Origin of the sequence: Pseudomonas maioricensis (assembly GCF_022790535.1) — a bacterium.
Taxonomy (GTDB): Bacteria; Pseudomonadota; Gammaproteobacteria; order Pseudomonadales; family Pseudomonadaceae; genus Aquipseudomonas; species Aquipseudomonas maioricensis.
Genome location: NZ_LOHG01000011.1, coordinates 87820 through 104490, shown reverse-complemented (window position 1 = coordinate 104490; position 16671 = coordinate 87820). Strand labels below are relative to the sequence as shown.

Here is a 16671-nt window from a genome sequence, read left to right as displayed (position 1 = left end):
ACGCTAGGCGACCGCGGCAGCTTTGTCGAAGATCATGCGCATGTAATCCATGATCATTCGAGAGCTGCCGTAAACTTCAAGAAGGTGACACTCCGCATTCGCCAGGTGCTGCCGCAGCTGATCGCGTACCTTCTGTTCGCCGTATAAAGCAACGAAAGTCGATTTACCGTGGTCCTTTCCCTGATCCTTGTTGCTGTCCAGCGACTTGTCCATGAGATCGTCGTACATCTGGAAGGCTTGTCCGAATTCCATCGCGAAGTTCTGCAGCATCGGCCGCTTGGCTGCGCTGGCGTCACTGATCAGCCATGCCATGTCCATGATCGCTCCGAATAACACGCCGGTTTTGAGGTTGTTGGTCAGTGCTATTTCTTCGGCACTGCGCCCCTGCTGACCGTCGCGTAAGTCCTGAAACTGGCCCCGTACCAGGCCTTGCATACCTACGGTATTGGCCACGATGCCTACCAGTTGCGTGCGGGTCTCTGCTGGCAGATTGTTGATGGACGCGATCACGCCAAATGCGTGACTGAGCAACGCAACCGCTGTCAGCACTGCAACGTCTTCGCCAAACTTCAGATGCGTTGTCGGCAGACCTCGTCTGAGCTGTGCGTTGTCCATGCACGGCATGTCATCCAGGACGAGTGAAGCGGCGTGAATCATTTCGACCGCGCAGCCCAGATCCACAGCCCGATCACCCTCGTGCCCAAGCCCCTCAGCGGCCAGCACTAATAGAATAGGTCGCATGCGCTTGCCCGGCGCCAGCGTGCATTCGCGCATGGCCAGCGCAACCAGGTCCCGCTCGTTGCTGCATTCGGGTAACAACTCATCCAGACGCTTGTCAACGGCCGCGCGAATCTGGGTCAGATGCTCAATAAAGCCGGATTCGATGAGTGCGCCTGAGTCCATTGTCATCGGTTCTTTCTACCTTTTTGGTGCTGTTCGGTGTTTACGTCGAGATGCAGAGATGTGAGCGGCATAAACACGGAACGACTTCGTTTTTTGAATGCCTCAACTTTTATCAGAGTTGTACATCCTCATTTCTTGTACAACATCCGTGAATAAAATGACCACACGCGCTGGCAAATGATTCAAGCATTTTGGAGCTTTGATGAAAGATCACGATTTGAGTAGAAGAAAGGACGATCATCTCAACATCGTGCTGGACCAGCGTGCCAGGGCACAAGCCAGGTTGTCCGGGCTAGACGCGGTGCAATTCGAACACTGCGCTTTGCCAGAGCTCCATCTGGATAAAATTGACCTGCAATTTGCATTTCTGGGCATGCCTTTGTGTGCACCATTGCTCATCAGTTCGATGACGGGCGGGGCAGAGCGCTCCACTGCCATCAACCGACATCTGGCCGAGGCTGCTCAAGCCCTCGGTATCGCCATGGGTGTTGGCTCCCAGCGAGTGGGGCTACGCAGTGGCAACGATCAAGGGCTGACCCGCGAGCTCAGGCGTCTGGCCCCGAGCGTTCCACTGCTGGGTAATATCGGCGCCGCGCAGTTGCTTGAAAAGGACGGTATGGACCTGGCGCGCAGGGCCGTCGACACCTTGCAGGCGGATGCCTTGATCATTCATCTGAATCCGCTGCAGGAAGCGGTTCAGCCCGAAGGCGACAAGAATTGGCAGGGCATTTTGCAGGCCATCAGTGAGGTCGCCGGTACCGTCGGCGTGCCAGTGATCGTCAAGGAAGTCGGCGCAGGCCTTTCTGCATCAGTTGCTGTTGCGCTGGTTTCAGCAGGCGTACGTGTCATAGATGTGGCTGGAGCCGGGGGCACAAGCTGGGCAGTAGTCGAAGCGGAACGTGCTCAGCGGCCCGGAGATCGAGAAGTCGCAATGGCATTCGCCAACTGGGGTATTCCTACAGCAACCAGCGTCGCAATGGTTCGCCACGCTTTGCCTGATGTGACGCTGATCGCATCCGGAGGCGTTCGTAATGGAGTCGATGCGGCGAAGGCCATACGACTCGGTGCGGATATCGTCGGCCAGGCCGCAGGAGTGTTACAAACGGCAACAATGTCGACTCAGGCCGTCATTGATCACTTCGACGTGGTAATCCGCCAGCTTCGAATCGCCTGCTTTTGCACAGGATCACCGGATCTGGCCGCACTTCGCACGGCTCGTTTGTTGCCCTCTAGCCATCCATACGCCTCGCACGCATGAGCCATTTCGGTGTCGTAGCGCCCGCTTTCTATAGCCACTTTCAGGCGTTTCAGGCGCTGGCGAGCGAATTGATCGATCGCGGCCATCAGGTGACATTTTTCCAGCAGGGCGATGCATGCCGCTGGTTGACCGATCAGCGCATCGACTTTCACTCGCTGGGGTTCGACACTCATCCATCAGGCAGCCTGAATGCGGTGCTGCGTCGCGCCGCTTCTTCGAACAACCCGTTGAGATTACGCCCGGTTATTCGCGACTTGTGCCGAACCACCACTATGCTTTGTGCAGAGTTGCCTGCAGCTTTGGCGCTACGTGGCGTTGACGTTTTACTGTGCGATCAGATGGAAGCAGCAGGTGGCTTGATTGCGGAGGGAATAGGGCTGCCTTATGTCTCATTGGCCTGTGCGTTGCCGGTCAACCGCGATCCGCATCTTCCACTTCCCGTGATGCCATTTGCTTTCGGTACAGACGAGCGCAGCCAACGAATCTACCGAGGCAGCCAGAGAGTATATGACTGGCTCATGAGCCCCTTGGGTGATGTCTTGAAAGGGGCCTGTCGAAGATTGGCTTTGCCGCCCCGCGGCGGCTTGCACGAATTTCTGTCGCCATACGCTCAGATCAGTCAGACCGTTGAGGGTTTTGATTTTCCCCGTACATATCTTCCTGGGCATTTTCATGCTGTCGGCCCACTACGGTCACCCGCCGAGGCAAAGCAGGGCGATTTACCCATCGAGCCGGGCCGACCGTTTGTATTCGCCAGTCTGGGGACACTGCAGGGTAAACGAATGGGAATATTCGAAAGGATCAGCGCGGCATGCAGACGGCTGGATGCCCAGCTTCTGGTTGCTCATTGCGGCGGGCTGGACAGGTCTCAGGAGCGTGAACTCAAACGTAAGGGCGCGACATGGGTAACCGATTTTGCCCCTCAGCAATGGGTGCTCGGCAAAGCTGATGCGCTCGTGAGCCACGGCGGAATGAACACGGTCATGGATGCAATTGTGGCGCGCACGCCCATGCTGGTCATGCCCATTGGTTTTGACCAGCCTGGTGTAGCCTCACGGGTTAGCTTCCATAAACTGGGACTGCGACTGCACCGGCGCGCAGGAGCACGGAAAATTCACGAGAGACTACAACGCGTGCTGGATTTCTCACCTGAGCCCCTCAATCGGCTGGCGGTGCAGCTCGAAAAAGCCGGCGGCCGGGCAAGGGCGGCAAATATTATTGAAACAGTGGCGCGCACCAAAGCGCCCGTGCTCAGGGAGTTGGTTTCATGACTTACGACTTGATCCTCGCGGGTGGAGGTCTGGCGAACGGTTTAATTGCCTGGCGCCTGAAGCAGGTTCGCCCTGAGTTAAAGGTCCTGTGCATTGAAGAGCAAACGCGTCTGGGCGGGAACCATACCTGGTCTTTTCATGATGGCGATCTAAATGCTCATCAGCGTGAATGGCTCAAGCCTCTGATCGTTCAGCATTGGCCTGGCTATGACGTGCACTTTCCAGGCTACTCGCGTCGCTTGAACAGCGGCTACGCCAGTATTACCTCCGAGCGCTTTGCTCAGGTGATTGAGGCAGCCTTGGGCAAGGACCTGCTGACTTCCAAGCGTATCGTTCGCATCACACCGCGCTCCGTTCTACTTGAAAGTGGCGAAGAACTCTCCGCCCTGGCGGTAATCGACGGTCGGGGCGTGCAGGTCAACGCGCACATGGTACTGGGGCGCCAGGCGTTTCTGGGGCAGCTACTACGGCTGCGAAGCCCTCATGGCCTCCACGCCCCAATCATCATGGATGCACGGGTGACGCAGGCTGAGGGCTACAGATTCGTTTACGTACTGCCGTTTACTGCGGACACGGTGTTAGTAGAGGACACTCACTACATCGATGACCATGGTTTTTCCGCCGCGCAGTTGCGACAGAACATTGCCGACTATGTCCGTGCACAGGATTGGCAAGTTGCTGCATGCCTTCGAGAAGAAGAGGGCGTGCTGCCCATCACCCTGGCCGGTGATTTCGCCGGTTTCCGGCAGGAGGCGCCAGGTCAGCCTCGCTCAGGGCTGCGTGCCGGTCTCTTCCATTGCACAACCGGTTATTCGTTGCCCCATGCCGTGCGGCTCGCCGACTGGATAGCCCGCCAGCCCCGCATCGACGCAGACCTGCTCGCCGAAGGCATCCATGAACTAGGCGCTCAGGCCTGGCGTGATCAACGCTTCTACCGTTTGCTCAATCGCATGCTTTTTCTGGCTGGCCGGCCAAGCGATCGCTGGAAAGTCATGCAGCGTTTTTACCGGCTTTCAGAAGGCTTGATCAGTCGTTTCTATGCGGGTGAAAGCAACCTGCGCGACAAGCTGCGCCTGTTGGTGGGCAAGCCCCCCGTCCCCGTTAATGAGGCGGTACGCGCCGCGCGGCGCTACCTGCCCAGCCACTACGAGAAACGAGTATGACCCAGGCAAAACAAGCGATTGTGATTGGTGCAGGTTTCGGCGGTCTGGCACTGGCGATACGGCTTCAGGCCGCTGGCGTACAGACTACCTTGCTGGAAAAACGCGACAAGCCAGGTGGTCGCGCATATGTCTATCACGATCAGGGATTCACGTTCGATGCAGGTCCGACGGTTATCACTGACCCGACAGCCATCGAGGAGCTGTTCACGGCTGCGGGCAAATCCATACAGGATTACGTGGAACTGTTGCCCGTATCACCGTTTTACCGGCTGTGCTGGGAGGACGGCACCCGGTTCGACTATGCCAATGACCAGGCCTCACTTGATCGACAGATACAGGCGCTGAACCCTGAGGATGTCGCCGGTTATGAACGCTTCCTCTCTTATTCCAGGGCAGTGTTCCGAGAAGGTTATCTCAAACTCGGTGCGGTACCGTTTTTGTCCTTCAAGGACATGGTCCGTGCCGGGCCACAGTTGGCGCGGCTTGAGGCATGGCGCAGCGTCTATGCAATGGTGTCGCGCTTCGTCAAAAACGAAAAGCTGCGTCAAACGTTCTCTTTTCATTCATTACTCGTCGGCGGTAATCCGTTCGCGACCTCTTCGATCTACACGCTCATTCATGCGCTGGAGAGGGAGTGGGGTGTCTGGTTTCCCCGAGGGGGAACCGGCGCTCTGGTTCAGGCAATGGTCAAACTGTTTGAGGACATAGGCGGCCGTGTCGAACTCAATGCAGACGTTGCCAGCATCAACGTCAATGGAGGCAGGGCCACCGGCGTCACTCTCAAGGATGGCCGTACCTTTAACGCTGACAGCGTTGCCTCCAATGCCGACGTGGTACACACCTATGCTGACCTGCTGGCAGCCAATCCAAGAGGGCAGCAAGAGGGCAAACGCTTGAAAACCAAGCGTTTCAGCAACTCTTTGTTTGTCATCCACTTCGGCTTGAAGCGCGAACAGCCACAGCTTCGACATCACACCGTGTGTTTCGGGCCGCGTTATCGCGACCTCATTCAGGAAATCTTCAAAGGTGAAGTGTTGCCGGACGATTTCTCGCTCTATTTGCACACGCCTTGCGTAACGGACCCGAGCCTCGCCCCACCTGGCTGTTCAAGCCATTACGTGCTTTCGCCGGTGCCGCACCTTGGGAATGCGCCGATTGACTGGGCAGTTGAAGGCCCACGCTACCGGGACCGTATCTTTGAGTACCTTGAGAAACGCTACATACCAGGCTTGCGCGAAGATCTGGTGACTTGCCGAATATTCACTCCCGACGATTTCCACAGTGAACTTAATGCGCACCTTGGCTCGGCGTTTTCGTTGGAACCCATTCTGCGTCAGAGCGCGTGGTTCCGGCCTCACAATCGCGATGCCGAGTTGCCCAACCTCTATCTTGTGGGTGCAGGTACTCATCCCGGTGCCGGGGTTCCCGGTGTGATCGGCTCGGCGAAAGCCACCGCAGGATTGATGCTGGAGGCGATGCATCCATGATTGCCAACGACAACGATGATCAGGCCTTGCTGGATCACGCCAAACAAAGTATTGCGGTGGGTTCCAAGAGTTTCGCTGCAGCGTCGCGCCTGTTTGACCCCGCCACTCGCAGCAGTGCCGTTATGCTGTATGCCTGGTGTCGACATTGCGATGACGTCATTGATGGCCAGGAAGCAGGGCATTCGGCCACAACGGTTGATCAGGCCGAGGTCCACCATAGACTGGCAAGCCTCGTCGCCCAGACCCAGGCTGTGTATGCGGGCCTTGCGGTTGAGAACCCCGCATTTTCGGCATTCAGGGAAGTTGTCATCCGCCACAGGATTCAGGAACGGTATGCCCTTGAACACCTGGCTGGCTTCGCAATGGATGCGCGTCAGCGCCAATACTTTTCAATCGACGACACACTCGACTACTGCTATCACGTAGCCGGGGTTGTAGGTCTGATGATGGCGCAGGTCATGGGTGTTAGTGACGAGGAGACCCTGGACCGTGCCTGCGACCTCGGTATGGCGTTCCAGTTGACCAATATTGCCCGTGACATCGTGGAGGATGCGGGAGTCGGGCGCTGCTACTTGCCTCTGGCGTGGCTCGACGAACTGTCAATCCCCGCACACAGCCTTGCAGACCCGCAGTATCGAGGGTCGCTGGCGATACTGGCGCAGCGCCTGGTGGATTTGGCAGAGCCTTTTTACTCAAGCTCGAAAGCTGGGCTCACCTCGCTGCCCTGGCGGTCAGCGTGGGCGGTGGCAACTGCGTGCGGCGTGTACCGCGAAATTGGTATCAAAGTGAAGCAGCGCGGCGCTCACGCCTGGGATACCCGAGTGTCTACTTCCAAAGGAGACAAATTACGCTTGGTCGTGTCCGGGCTATGGCAGGCGCTTACTTCACGGGGGCGTCAGTGGCCTGAACGTCAGGAGAGCCTGTGGCAGCGTCCTCATCGGACTTGCGCAACGGCCCCGCATGCAGTTCACGAAGTTGTGCGCGAAGTCGGGGAATAGACGGCGCATACAGAAAGCCGAAAGATACGCAGTGCTCCTTTCCGGAAACCGCGTGATGCATCAGATGAGCTTGATACAGACGTTTGAGGTAGCCGTTTCTAGGCACGTATTTTAGCGGCCACCGCTTGTGAACCAGGCCATCATGGGCCAGAAAATACAGCAAACCGTACGCAGTCATTCCGGCGCCGATCCATTCCAGTGGATGCGCACCCTGAGTGCCCACGGCAATCAGCACAATGGCGAGCAGCGCGAAAACCAACGCATAAAGGTCGTTCTTTTCGAACCAGCCGCTGCGTGGTTCATGGTGAGAGCGGTGCCAGCCCCAGCCCCAGCCATGCATCACGTAGCGATGTGCGAAGTACGCGAACCCTTCCATGCCAATCAGGGTCGCGAGGAAAACCAATGTATTGAATAGCATTCAGCTAACTCTCATCCGGTACAGCGAATAGGACTGCTTCAGTCTCGTAAACGTTCTGGCTTCAGGACAGCTCATCTGCCTTCAAAAAGCGATGTTCATGATCGGGCGCAGGCAATTGGCAGGAATCGTAGCGACCAAACAGCTTGTAGCGATTGAGCGCAATCTTGTTATACATCCAGTCGCGCATCCCGGCAGGGATGACCCTCGCAACGCTTAGCCAGCGCCACGGCGCAGGTAAGCGCTTCAGAATCCTGAACATCGCATCGGAGCGAATGGACACGGATTCATCCGCAATCAGCACAATGGTATTGAATTTATCCTGAGGCAACCCGGCCCATTCAAGCAGCCGCTGCCCTTCGCAAGACTGAACGGCGGCAAGCTTGATCAGGTGGTTCCGGTCGTAGTGGATGACGAAGCGCGCCCAGCCGTTGCAAAGCTTGCAGGTGCCGTCGAAGAGCACAACGGTTTCACCTGCAGCCAGCAAAGCAGGGCTTTTGGGGCGGGGAAGGTCTGGGCCAGCGCGGCCTGCACGAGTCAGATTGCGGCCCTCACTTGTTGTGACGCAGGATCGAAAAGTTAAGTGCAGCAGCCACCGAAAGCCACGCCAGATAGGGAAACAGAATCAGCCCGGTGATGACATCCAGCTGCAATGCCATGACCACCATTGTGGCAACGACAATCCAGAGCAAGCCAAGGATGACCATTGCAGCGAGGATTTTATTTGCCCCAAAAAACACCGGTGTCCACAGCGTATTCAGTGCAATTTGAGCCGCCCACAGCGCCAGGACAGTCTCGCTGCCGGGGAGTAGCGTCATGCGATAACCGGCCCATGCGAGCAACAGATAAATTGTTGTCCAAGCCACTGGAAACGCCCAGTTCGGCGGCGTGAAACCCGGTTTTTGCAGCGATTCGTACCAGGCGCCGGGCTTGAAGATGATGCCCGTTGCAGCGGCTGCGCAACACGCGAGCAGAAAAATGTAGAAGGTCATAGATACCCCTTGGCCGAGAGAATGTGATCTGGAAGCACGGTGGCTATATCTGGGTTGGATGCCTGTACGCTAAAAAAGTCCGTCCCGGTTCAGGAATCAGAGACGTCCAGTGCTCGATACCATTGCTCATATGGCGTGTTAGTGACCTTGTACCGGTTGAAGTCTGACGCACCATCCTCCCACCAAACCGGCCCTCGCTCCCCAAGAGCCACCTTGGCTATCTGAACCTCTGATCTCGCTGCCTTCATCTGCTCGGGATCGCCCGAAGCTTTCGCTGCTTTTACCGCTCGCCGGGCCGCCATCAGATCGGTTACCAGGCGCTGTCGCTTGCCTTCATCCAGATGGGGGTTGGAGCAGCGCCACAGTTGCCCGTTGATCACAAAGTAACGACCGTCTGGTGTCACAGGATTCATTTCGATCATTCCGTATAGCAATCTCTCATTAGCCTGTTGGGACAAACATCAGTGACGGGTGTTCAGTAATACCGACCGTGGCCAAGGAGCAAAGGCGTCACAACAAACAGGTTATCCGGAGATGAATACATAGCAGGGTCTTGAACCCTGCCGGTCACCTTGACTCGACGCTGCGTCGTTTTTTGCGGGCCAATATTCAGTTTGTTGACGTCAAAACATAATTGTGACCAGCGTAATCCAGTTGCCGGTTTGTCCGCCGATATCTGTTGAAGATATATACGTTGAGGCAGCACTGAGGGCAGGTCCATGTTCAATAAATCGCTTAAAGATGAACTGGCGGCCAGGACGGCCGAAGTCGTGGGTTATAAGGGATTGATCGAAGCACTGGGCCGCTCCATGGCGGTTGTCGAGTTTAGTCTGGACGGCAAAGTCCTTCGGGCCAACGACAATTTTCTTACCGCAATGGGCTATCGCGCAGAACAGTTAGCCGGTAAATCGCATCGGGACTTCTGTACCCCGGCGCTGACCCGTAGCGCCGATTACAGCCAGTTCTGGTCGCAACTGCAGGCCGGTAAATTCGTCTCCGGTACGTTCCAGAGAGTCAACGCAGCGGGGCAGAATGTCTGGCTTGAAGCCAGTTACAACCCGGTGCTCGACGAGCGTGGCCAAGTGCTGAGGATCGTCAAATACGCGCTGGACGTGACTGAAAAAGTTACCCAGGAAGCGCTGACGCGGGGCAAACTCGCCGCACTGGATCGGGCAATGGCCGTCATTGAGTTTGATCTCGCTGGCAACATTATTTCGGCCAACGACAACTTTCTGCGGACCATGGGTTACGGCCTGAACGACCTCAAGGGTAAGCACCACCGGCTGTTTTGCGAGTCAGACCTGGTCAATAGCACTGAATACAGCGACTTCTGGCGTCGGTTGAATGCGGGTGAGTTTTTCAGCGGGCAGTTCAAACGTCTCGGTAAGAACGGACGAGTAGTCTGGCTGGAGGCGACTTATAACCCGGTGTATGACGCTGACGGTAAATTGTCCAAGGTCATCAAGTTTGCCAGTGATATCACCGAGCGTGTCGAGCGCTTTGAAGAGGACTCCCGCGGTGCCTCACGGGCATACCATATTTCTGCGGAGACCGAAAAAGTTGCCGAGCAGGGTGCCCAGGTCATTCAGGAAACCGCCCAGGAAATGCGCCAGATAGCCGACAATATTGGCGCGTCAGCCCGGCTTGTCGGTCAATTGGGCGAGCGCTCCGAACAGATCACAGCCATCGTCAATACTATTCGTGGTATTGCTGATCAAACCAACCTGCTGGCTCTCAATGCCGCCATTGAAGCAGCGCGCGCTGGCGATCAGGGGCGAGGTTTTGCGGTTGTGGCCGACGAAGTCCGGCAACTGGCGGGGCGTACCAGCCGCTCAACAGCTGAGATTGCCGAAATGATCGGCAAGATCCTCTCTGAAACCCGTGATGCAGTCGCCAGCATGAACGCCACTCAGGAGGGCGCAAAACGCGGCGTTAGCCTGGCCGATCAAGCGGGCTCGGTGATTTTGCAGATTCGCAGCGGTACCAGCGACGCCGTCGAGGCAGTAAGCATGTTTGCCTCCAAGCTCGACGAGTCTGAAGTTATTCCCAAAACCGCCGTCAGTTGGGTCGGGTAGCCTGCGCCAAGGCAACGGCGTCCAGCCATTGCGGATTGCTGCCCAGCGGCAATCCGCGTGATCGCCTGGCCATCACGCGCCGATTGCACCTCCTTTCTGCGCTGCTCAAAGACAGCCTTTATGCAGGCTCGGAAGCGGGTGACAGCGCCTTGATCGAACCCGTCTCGCTGTGCCCGGGCAATGAAGCGACATTGACGGTGCGCGAAGGGAAAGCGAACTGCGCATCCAGATCAGCGACTGCCGTCATGATCTGCAGGTTAATCTCCTGCTGAACATCCATATAGACGTTGTAACTCGCATCCAGCACGATATAAACCGTCTCGAATTCCAGTGCGCTTTCCCCGAAGCCTTTGAAATGACACCTGTCGAAGCGAGCCTTGTCTTCGTTCTTGATGATGTCTTCAACCTTTTGTGTGAGCTGCTTGATCTGCTCTGCTGAACAGTCATAGGTAAGGCGGAACTCAAAGACAATCCGCCGCTCCTGCAGCCGCTTGTAGTTCTGAATGGTGCTCGCAATCATGTTGGCATTGGCCATCACGATTTGCTCGCCACCGAGGCTTCTGATGCGCGTCGTCTTCAACCCTACGTGCTCGACAGTCCCGGAGAGCGAACCTACGACGATGAAATCACCCACTTCAAATGGCTTGTCGACAGCAATGGACAGCGAGGCAAATACATCGCCCAGAATATTCTGAACCGCCAGCGCTACAGCAATACCGCCCACACCCAGACTTGCAACAAAGGCTGTGATGTTGACACCCACGTTGGACAGCATGGCCAACAACACGACAGCCCAGAGCAAAACTCTGGCGCCCCATAGGCTCAGGGTTGCCAGTGCACCGGCTTGAAAAGTCTGGTTTGCGCTATGACGGGAAAAATAACGATGTAAACCGAGCGCTAATGCCCGGTTCATCCAGAGCCCGACCTGCAAGGCCGCCACGACGAACCAGAGGCTGCTGACCCGACCTAGCCAGCGCTCGGGTAGATCAAGAATCCCGACGCCAATCAGTATCGAGGCCAATACCAGCAGTGTGTTACTGGTCCCCGAAAGTACCTGGCCCGCAATGTAGTTCATGTGGCCGTTACCCGCGGCCGAGCGTGCTTGAATTCTTTTTAAAACGAAGCCGATAGCCGTTCTGGCAAACACGTAACTCAGCGACGCTGCACACAGCGCGAAAATCCAGCTTGCCAGCGAAATGCCCAGAATCGCGTGTTCAGTAAAAAGTCGTGTCAAATCCTCGGTCATTGAATCCCCCAATAAGTGCTGTGAACAACCCACGTCATCAAGACCGGTGTTGCTCCTAGCCAGTAACACTGCCTGATATGGTTTGGGTCAGGCAGCTCTCAGGGGGTTAGTCGGTGTCGAGTCGTGAGCGTTCAATCAATCGGGCGTTACTGCACAGGCGTGCATCGTCAGTCTATCGAGCGGGGGCGGTGGACTGGTTTGCGCTCAGGGCCGCTACACGGCAGCGATCTTTCTTGTAAGGTGCAGTCGGTGCCTTTTGGGAATGCCCAAGGCTCGATACATCTCCACGTTCTAAATTTTGCGAAACAAGGATTACCCGATGAAAGCTTTCCAGATAGGTGCTCAAAATGGCCTGGACTCACTGACCGCGACCACCCGCCCCGAATTGTTTGCCGGGGCAGGGGAAGTGGTTATCGCCCCCCGTCTCGTGAGCCTCATCAGTCGAGACGTCCAGATTCTTCGGGGTATATATGGCCCTAAGCAGGCGCCTGAACGTATCCCGGTTTCCGAGGGCGTCGGAGAAGTCATTGCAGTCGGCGAAGGGGTTGAGCAGTTTGAGCCAGGTGACCGGGTCATCTGCGGTCATTTTCCCAACTGGCTGGACGGGGAGTTTCGCGCTGACGTTTTCAGCCATGACGTCGGTGTCAGCCACGATGGCTGGCTTGCTGAAAAAATTGTACTTCCGGCAGCGGCGTTGATCCGCGTCCCGGAAGCGTTGATGGATAAAGATGTCGCCGCACTCGCGTCCGCTGGGCTTACCGCATGGAATGCTTTGGTTAAGGTTTGCAAGGTAAAGCCGGGCGAACTTGTTCTTTGCCTGGGCACTGGGGGAGTGGCCTTGGCAGCGTTGAAAATCGCCAAGGTCCTGGGCGCGCGAGTGGCGATGACTTCCTCAAGCGATGAGAAACTGGAATATGTTCGCGAGCTCGGCGCGGACATCACCGTGAATTACCGCACCCATACCGACTGGGCCGCACAGTTGATGCTGCTTACCGGGAACGCGGGTGCCGACATTATCATCGAGACGGGCGGTCAAGATACGTTGGGCCAATCCATCGCGGCAGCAGCTGTGAACGGGCGTATTGCCGTGATAGGTGTAAGCCCTGGACAGAAGTCGCCAATACCTGACTATGTATCGCTCATCCTGAAAAACGTGACAATCCGGGGCATCGCCAACGGCAACCGCAAGATGTTCGTCGACCTGCTGCGCGCCATCGAAGCGAACGGCATTCAAACGGTAGTCGCGAAGACTTTCAGGTTCGACGACGCGCCTGATGCGTATGCCTATTTCGCCGCTGCGCAACACGTTGGCAAGGTGTTGATCGAGTTTGATCGCGACTGAAACCTGGGCGAAGTCTTGAGCAACGCCGCGCCTGTATTTAGTGAGGTCTTCATCAAGCGACAGGCGCGCTAAACTCGCTAGGGGAGTGGACCCATAGGTTCAAGTTCGCGAATCAGATCAATAAGTAGACGAAGGCCTACAGGTACCTGTCTGAAGCTTGAGTAGTAGATGTGGAACCCCGGGTCGTAGTGAGTCCAGTCTTCCAGTACTCGCTGCAGCGAGCCTTCCGCGATCTGTCGCTCTACTACCGAGGCTAGAACGTACATCAATCCAGCGCCGCGCATTGCCATCGTTACACCAACACGCGCCTCATCGATCGTGATGGCTCCGGGAACGTCAATCTCCAGCTGTTGGCCTTCTTTAGAGAATTGCCAATGGTAGATGTGTGCATTACCCAGGCGCACACGTAAACAACGATGATGGTGTAGATCTTCCGGGTGTTTCGGGGTGCCGAATCGTTTGAGGTAATCAGGCGAGCCAACAACTGCCCACGCAACATCGGGAGACAGTCGTCGAGCGATCATGTCTGCGGGAACCGTCCCACCAAATCGAATGCCTGCATCATGCCCCTCGCCGATGACATCGACCATTCGATTGGTCACGGTCAGATCGATCTCAATGTCCGGATAGCGATCCACAAAAACCGGAAGCACGGGACCCAGCAGTAGTTTGGCACCGTCGCTCAAGACGTTCAGGCGGATACGTCCGGCGGGTTCATCGCGGAGCCTGTTCAGGGCTTCCAGTGCTTGGCCGATATCATTGACCGGAGCGCTGATCAGGCTCTGCAGTTCCTCGCCAGCGGCGGTGAGCGTCACGCTCCGCGTCGTGCGATTGAGCAGTCGAACGCCAAGCCGGGTCTCAAGTCCTTTCATGGCATGGCTCAGCGCCGACGCACTGATTCCCGCCTCCAGACCAGCCTTTCTGAAGCTTTGATGCCGAGCGATGGCGAGGAAATAAACAATATCTGCCAAATTCGTGCGGCTTAGCTGCATTTGTTACTCCGAAGCCAAAACAGTTAGTTATGGGGAAAAGTCAGCCCAAAGCGGGCAACTGGTCAATGAGCTTATCGAGCGTGATGGGGTAATCGCGAACCCTGACGCCGGTAGCGTTATAAACAGCGTTGGCAATCGCCGCGGCGGCTCCAGAAATACCGAGCTCGCCGACACCCTTGGCCTTGAGAGGTGTTGCGTAAGGGTCCACTTCATCGAGGAAAATGACCTCCTGATGAGGGATGTCGGCATGCACCGGTACCTCGTAGCTGGCCAGATCGTGATTAACAAAAAATCCCAGGCGATGATCCACAATCATTTCTTCCATAAGGGCTGCGCCTGCGCCCATGGTCATACCCCCGATGATCTGACTGCGAGCTGTTTTGGGGTTAAGTATTCTGCCTGCGGCACACACCGCTAACTGACGGCGAATGCGAATTTCTCCTGTCGCGGCGTTTACACCCACCTCGACAAAGTGTGCGCCAAAGGTTTGCTGAGCATACTGTTTTGCCAGGTCGCCGAACTCCATGACGTCTTCGGCCGACAGGTCACCATCCTTTGTCGCTTCTGCCAATGGCAGGCTGTTCGAACCTTCACGAACGTGACCACCGATAAACTCCGTTTTCGCTGGATCGAGCCCCAGCTTCTCAGCGATGGCTTCCCTGAGTTTCACACAAGCCGCATAGACGCCCGCCGTGGATGAGGCTGCACCCCATTGGCCGCCAGAACCTGAAGACTCCGGGAATCTTGAATTCCCCAGGTAGACGTTCACTTTGTCCATTTCAACGCCCATCATTTCAGCAGCAGTCTGGGCAATGATCGTGTAAGAGCCGGTGCCGATATCCGTCATATCTGTTTCGACGGTGACCATGCCTTTACGGTCAAGCCGGACACGTGCAGCCGATTTCGTAGTGGGCGCGCCACGAATGGCAGACGCCATGCCGATGCCGGTCCACCAGCCGTCATGCAGTTCCTTGCCGGGAAGGGGATTGCGTAGAGCCCAGCCAAAACGTTCAGCTCCCGTATTCAGGCACTCGACTAACTGGCGCTGAGAGAAACGACGATCTGGCTGCTCCGGGTCGACCTGGGTGTCGTTGATGACGCGAAATTTCACAGGGTCCATACCCAGTTTTTCAGCCATTTCGTCCATGGCAATTTCCAGCGCCATCATGCCAGGCGCTTCACCTGGCGCACGCATGGCGCTGCCTTCGGCAAGGTCGAGTTCGGCAAGGTATAAACGGGTCATACGGTTCGCACCCGCATACAACGTTCGGGTCGATGCAGTAGCCGCCTCAGTGCGACCACCTCGCAGGTTGCCCGACCAACTCTCGTGGCCTATTGCGGTAAGCGTGCCGTCCGGGCTGGCACCCAGGCGGATTCTTTGAATCGTCGCGGGCCTGTGCGTCAGGTTGTTAAACATGAGCGGGCGTGGAAGCGCCACTTTTACAGGGCGCCCGGCCGCTTTCGCCGCGAGAGACGCCAGCACGGCGTCACACAGAATGGTGCCTTTCCCGCCAAAGCCGCCGCCAATGTATGGCGAGATCAAGTGAACGTTGTCTTTGGGGATACCCAGTGTTTTGGCCAGGTCTCTGACACCCCAGTTCATTTGCTGAATAGACGTCCATAGCGTCAGCTTGTCTCCTTGCCACTGCGCGATGGTTGCGTGGGGCTCCATCATCGCGTGGGCGTGATCCGGAGTGGTGTAATGGCCATCGAGTGTGAAAGCAGCCTTTTTGAACGCGCCTTCGAAATCTCCGACTGCCGTGTGTGGAGGAGGGCCAAACGCACCCGGTGCGGGTGTTTTGGCTGACTCTCGTTGCGCAGCCAGGTCGTAGGCTCCAGGTTCGCTGACGTAATGGACCCTAACCAATGCTGAAGCGGCCCGGGCCTCTTCAAACGTGTGCGCAACGACGATTGCTACTGCCTGGTGATAATGATCCACCTGAGGACCGGCCAGTGCGCGATCAACGTAAAACTCGCCCCTGTCCAGTTGACCTGCATTCTCATAGGTGACGATTGCAATGACGCCACTGGCCTGGCGTGCTTCGCTCGAATCAATTGATGAGATCCGCCCCTTGCCGATTGATGAACCTAATACATAGCCGTAAGCAGGGGGGCTGACAGTGGCCTGTTGTTCATAGGCATAGGTCGCCGTGCCGGTGGTTTTCAGTTTGCCTTCAACGCGATCTTTGGGTTGTCCAATCACCTTCATTTGATCAATCGGGTTGCTGCGCGCAGGCGTATCAAACTTCATGGGGCTTTCTCCTTGTCAATCGACCGTCATCTAGCGTCTTGGGTGGCTGACGCCGGATGTTCCTCAATAATTCCATCCTGGTGCGAAGCCATAATCGCTGGTGCACTGGATGAAACAGGCAGGGTGGGCTTTTCATGGCTGGAGCCTATGGCACCGGGCTTGCGCTGATAACCGGGGTTTTCAACATGAAGCCATGAGCAGGGCTCAGTAGTGCTTCGTCAAGTTCACGCAGAAGCTGTGAGTCTTGCAGCAAACATAGGGCCTGCAGGACCTGCCGA

General features: G+C 56.6%; 15 protein-coding genes and 1 pseudogene. 8 read left to right on the top strand and 8 right to left on the bottom strand.

The genetic code is table 11. The features are described 5' to 3' along the window. Positions 1-3: 3 nt before the first annotated feature. Complete coding sequence (locus AUC61_RS17910; RefSeq protein ID WP_243247524.1) at positions 4-909, bottom strand: polyprenyl synthetase family protein; 906 nt, start codon at positions 907-909, stop codon at positions 4-6. Positions 910-1105: 196 nt separating this feature from the next. Here AUC61_RS17910 and fni point away from each other — a divergent pair, with 196 nt between their 5' ends. Genes fni through AUC61_RS17885 form a run of 5 tightly spaced genes read left to right on the top strand, consistent with a single transcriptional unit; the run spans position 1106 to position 7080 of the window. After that, a complete protein-coding gene (gene fni / locus AUC61_RS17905; RefSeq protein WP_243247523.1) occupies positions 1106-2161 on the top strand; it encodes a type 2 isopentenyl-diphosphate Delta-isomerase in 1056 nt (351 codons plus the stop codon). Further along, positions 2158-3432: a glycosyltransferase gene (locus AUC61_RS17900; RefSeq protein WP_243247522.1), complete on the top strand. Its 1275-nt coding sequence runs from the start codon at positions 2158-2160 to the stop codon at positions 3430-3432. The genes fni and AUC61_RS17900 overlap by 4 nt, the downstream gene beginning before the upstream one ends. Beyond that, positions 3429-4595, top strand: coding sequence for a lycopene beta-cyclase CrtY (gene crtY, locus AUC61_RS17895; RefSeq protein ID WP_243247521.1), 1167 nt, complete (start codon positions 3429-3431; stop codon positions 4593-4595). The genes AUC61_RS17900 and crtY overlap by 4 nt, the downstream gene beginning before the upstream one ends. Beyond that, on the top strand, positions 4592-6082 hold the full coding sequence (locus AUC61_RS17890) for a phytoene desaturase (protein ID WP_243247520.1): 1491 nt from the start codon (positions 4592-4594) through the stop codon (positions 6080-6082). Before crtY ends, AUC61_RS17890 begins: the two co-directional genes overlap by 4 nt. Then, positions 6079-7080, top strand: coding sequence for a phytoene/squalene synthase family protein (locus AUC61_RS17885; protein WP_243247519.1), 1002 nt, complete (start codon positions 6079-6081; stop codon positions 7078-7080). Before AUC61_RS17890 ends, AUC61_RS17885 begins: the two co-directional genes overlap by 4 nt. Here AUC61_RS17885 and AUC61_RS17880 read toward each other — a convergent pair. From AUC61_RS17880 to AUC61_RS17865, 4 genes are all read right to left on the bottom strand, one after another. After that, positions 6962-7498 (bottom strand): sterol desaturase family protein, encoded by a 537-nt coding sequence (locus AUC61_RS17880; RefSeq protein WP_243247518.1) that lies wholly within the window; start codon positions 7496-7498, stop codon positions 6962-6964. The two genes, AUC61_RS17885 and AUC61_RS17880, sit on opposite strands and share 119 nt — an antisense overlap. A 61-nt stretch (positions 7499-7559) precedes the next feature. Then, on the bottom strand, positions 7560-8036 hold the full coding sequence (locus tag AUC61_RS17875; RefSeq protein WP_422765488.1) for a thiol-disulfide oxidoreductase DCC family protein: 477 nt from the start codon (positions 8034-8036) through the stop codon (positions 7560-7562). A 10-nt stretch (positions 8037-8046) separates the two neighbouring features. Further along, positions 8047-8487, bottom strand: coding sequence for a tryptophan-rich sensory protein TspO (gene tspO, locus AUC61_RS17870; protein ID WP_243247516.1), 441 nt, complete (start codon positions 8485-8487; stop codon positions 8047-8049). An 89-nt stretch (positions 8488-8576) separates the two neighbouring features. Then, positions 8577-8900, bottom strand: coding sequence for a hypothetical protein (locus AUC61_RS17865; RefSeq protein WP_243247515.1), 324 nt, complete (start codon positions 8898-8900; stop codon positions 8577-8579). Between the two features lie 306 nt (positions 8901-9206). Here AUC61_RS17865 and AUC61_RS26675 point away from each other — a divergent pair. After that, positions 9207-9974, top strand: a pseudogene (locus AUC61_RS26675) (PAS domain-containing protein); the annotation flags it as partial. Beyond that, entirely contained in the window at positions 9948-10562 is a 615-nt protein-coding gene (locus AUC61_RS26670) for a methyl-accepting chemotaxis protein (RefSeq protein WP_422765486.1), read from the top strand. The pseudogene AUC61_RS26675 and the gene AUC61_RS26670, both read left to right, overlap by 27 nt. A gap of 118 nt (positions 10563-10680) precedes the next feature. Here the strand turns inward: AUC61_RS26670 and AUC61_RS17855 are convergent, their stop codons facing one another. After that, entirely contained in the window at positions 10681-11808 is a 1128-nt protein-coding gene (locus AUC61_RS17855) for a mechanosensitive ion channel family protein (protein WP_243247513.1), read from the bottom strand. Positions 11809-12127: 319 nt separating this feature from the next. Here AUC61_RS17855 and AUC61_RS17850 point away from each other — a divergent pair, with 319 nt between their 5' ends. Beyond that, positions 12128-13150 (top strand): zinc-dependent alcohol dehydrogenase family protein, encoded by a 1023-nt coding sequence (locus AUC61_RS17850; protein WP_243247512.1) that lies wholly within the window; start codon positions 12128-12130, stop codon positions 13148-13150. 77 nt (positions 13151-13227) lie between these two features. Here the strand turns inward: AUC61_RS17850 and AUC61_RS17845 are convergent, their stop codons facing one another. Then, positions 13228-14142 (bottom strand): LysR family transcriptional regulator, encoded by a 915-nt coding sequence (locus tag AUC61_RS17845; protein WP_243247511.1) that lies wholly within the window; start codon positions 14140-14142, stop codon positions 13228-13230. Between the two features lie 40 nt (positions 14143-14182). Beyond that, a complete protein-coding gene (paoC, locus tag AUC61_RS17840; protein ID WP_243247510.1) occupies positions 14183-16393 on the bottom strand; it encodes an aldehyde oxidoreductase molybdenum-binding subunit PaoC in 2211 nt (736 codons plus the stop codon). Between the last annotated feature and the right edge of the window lie 278 nt (positions 16394-16671).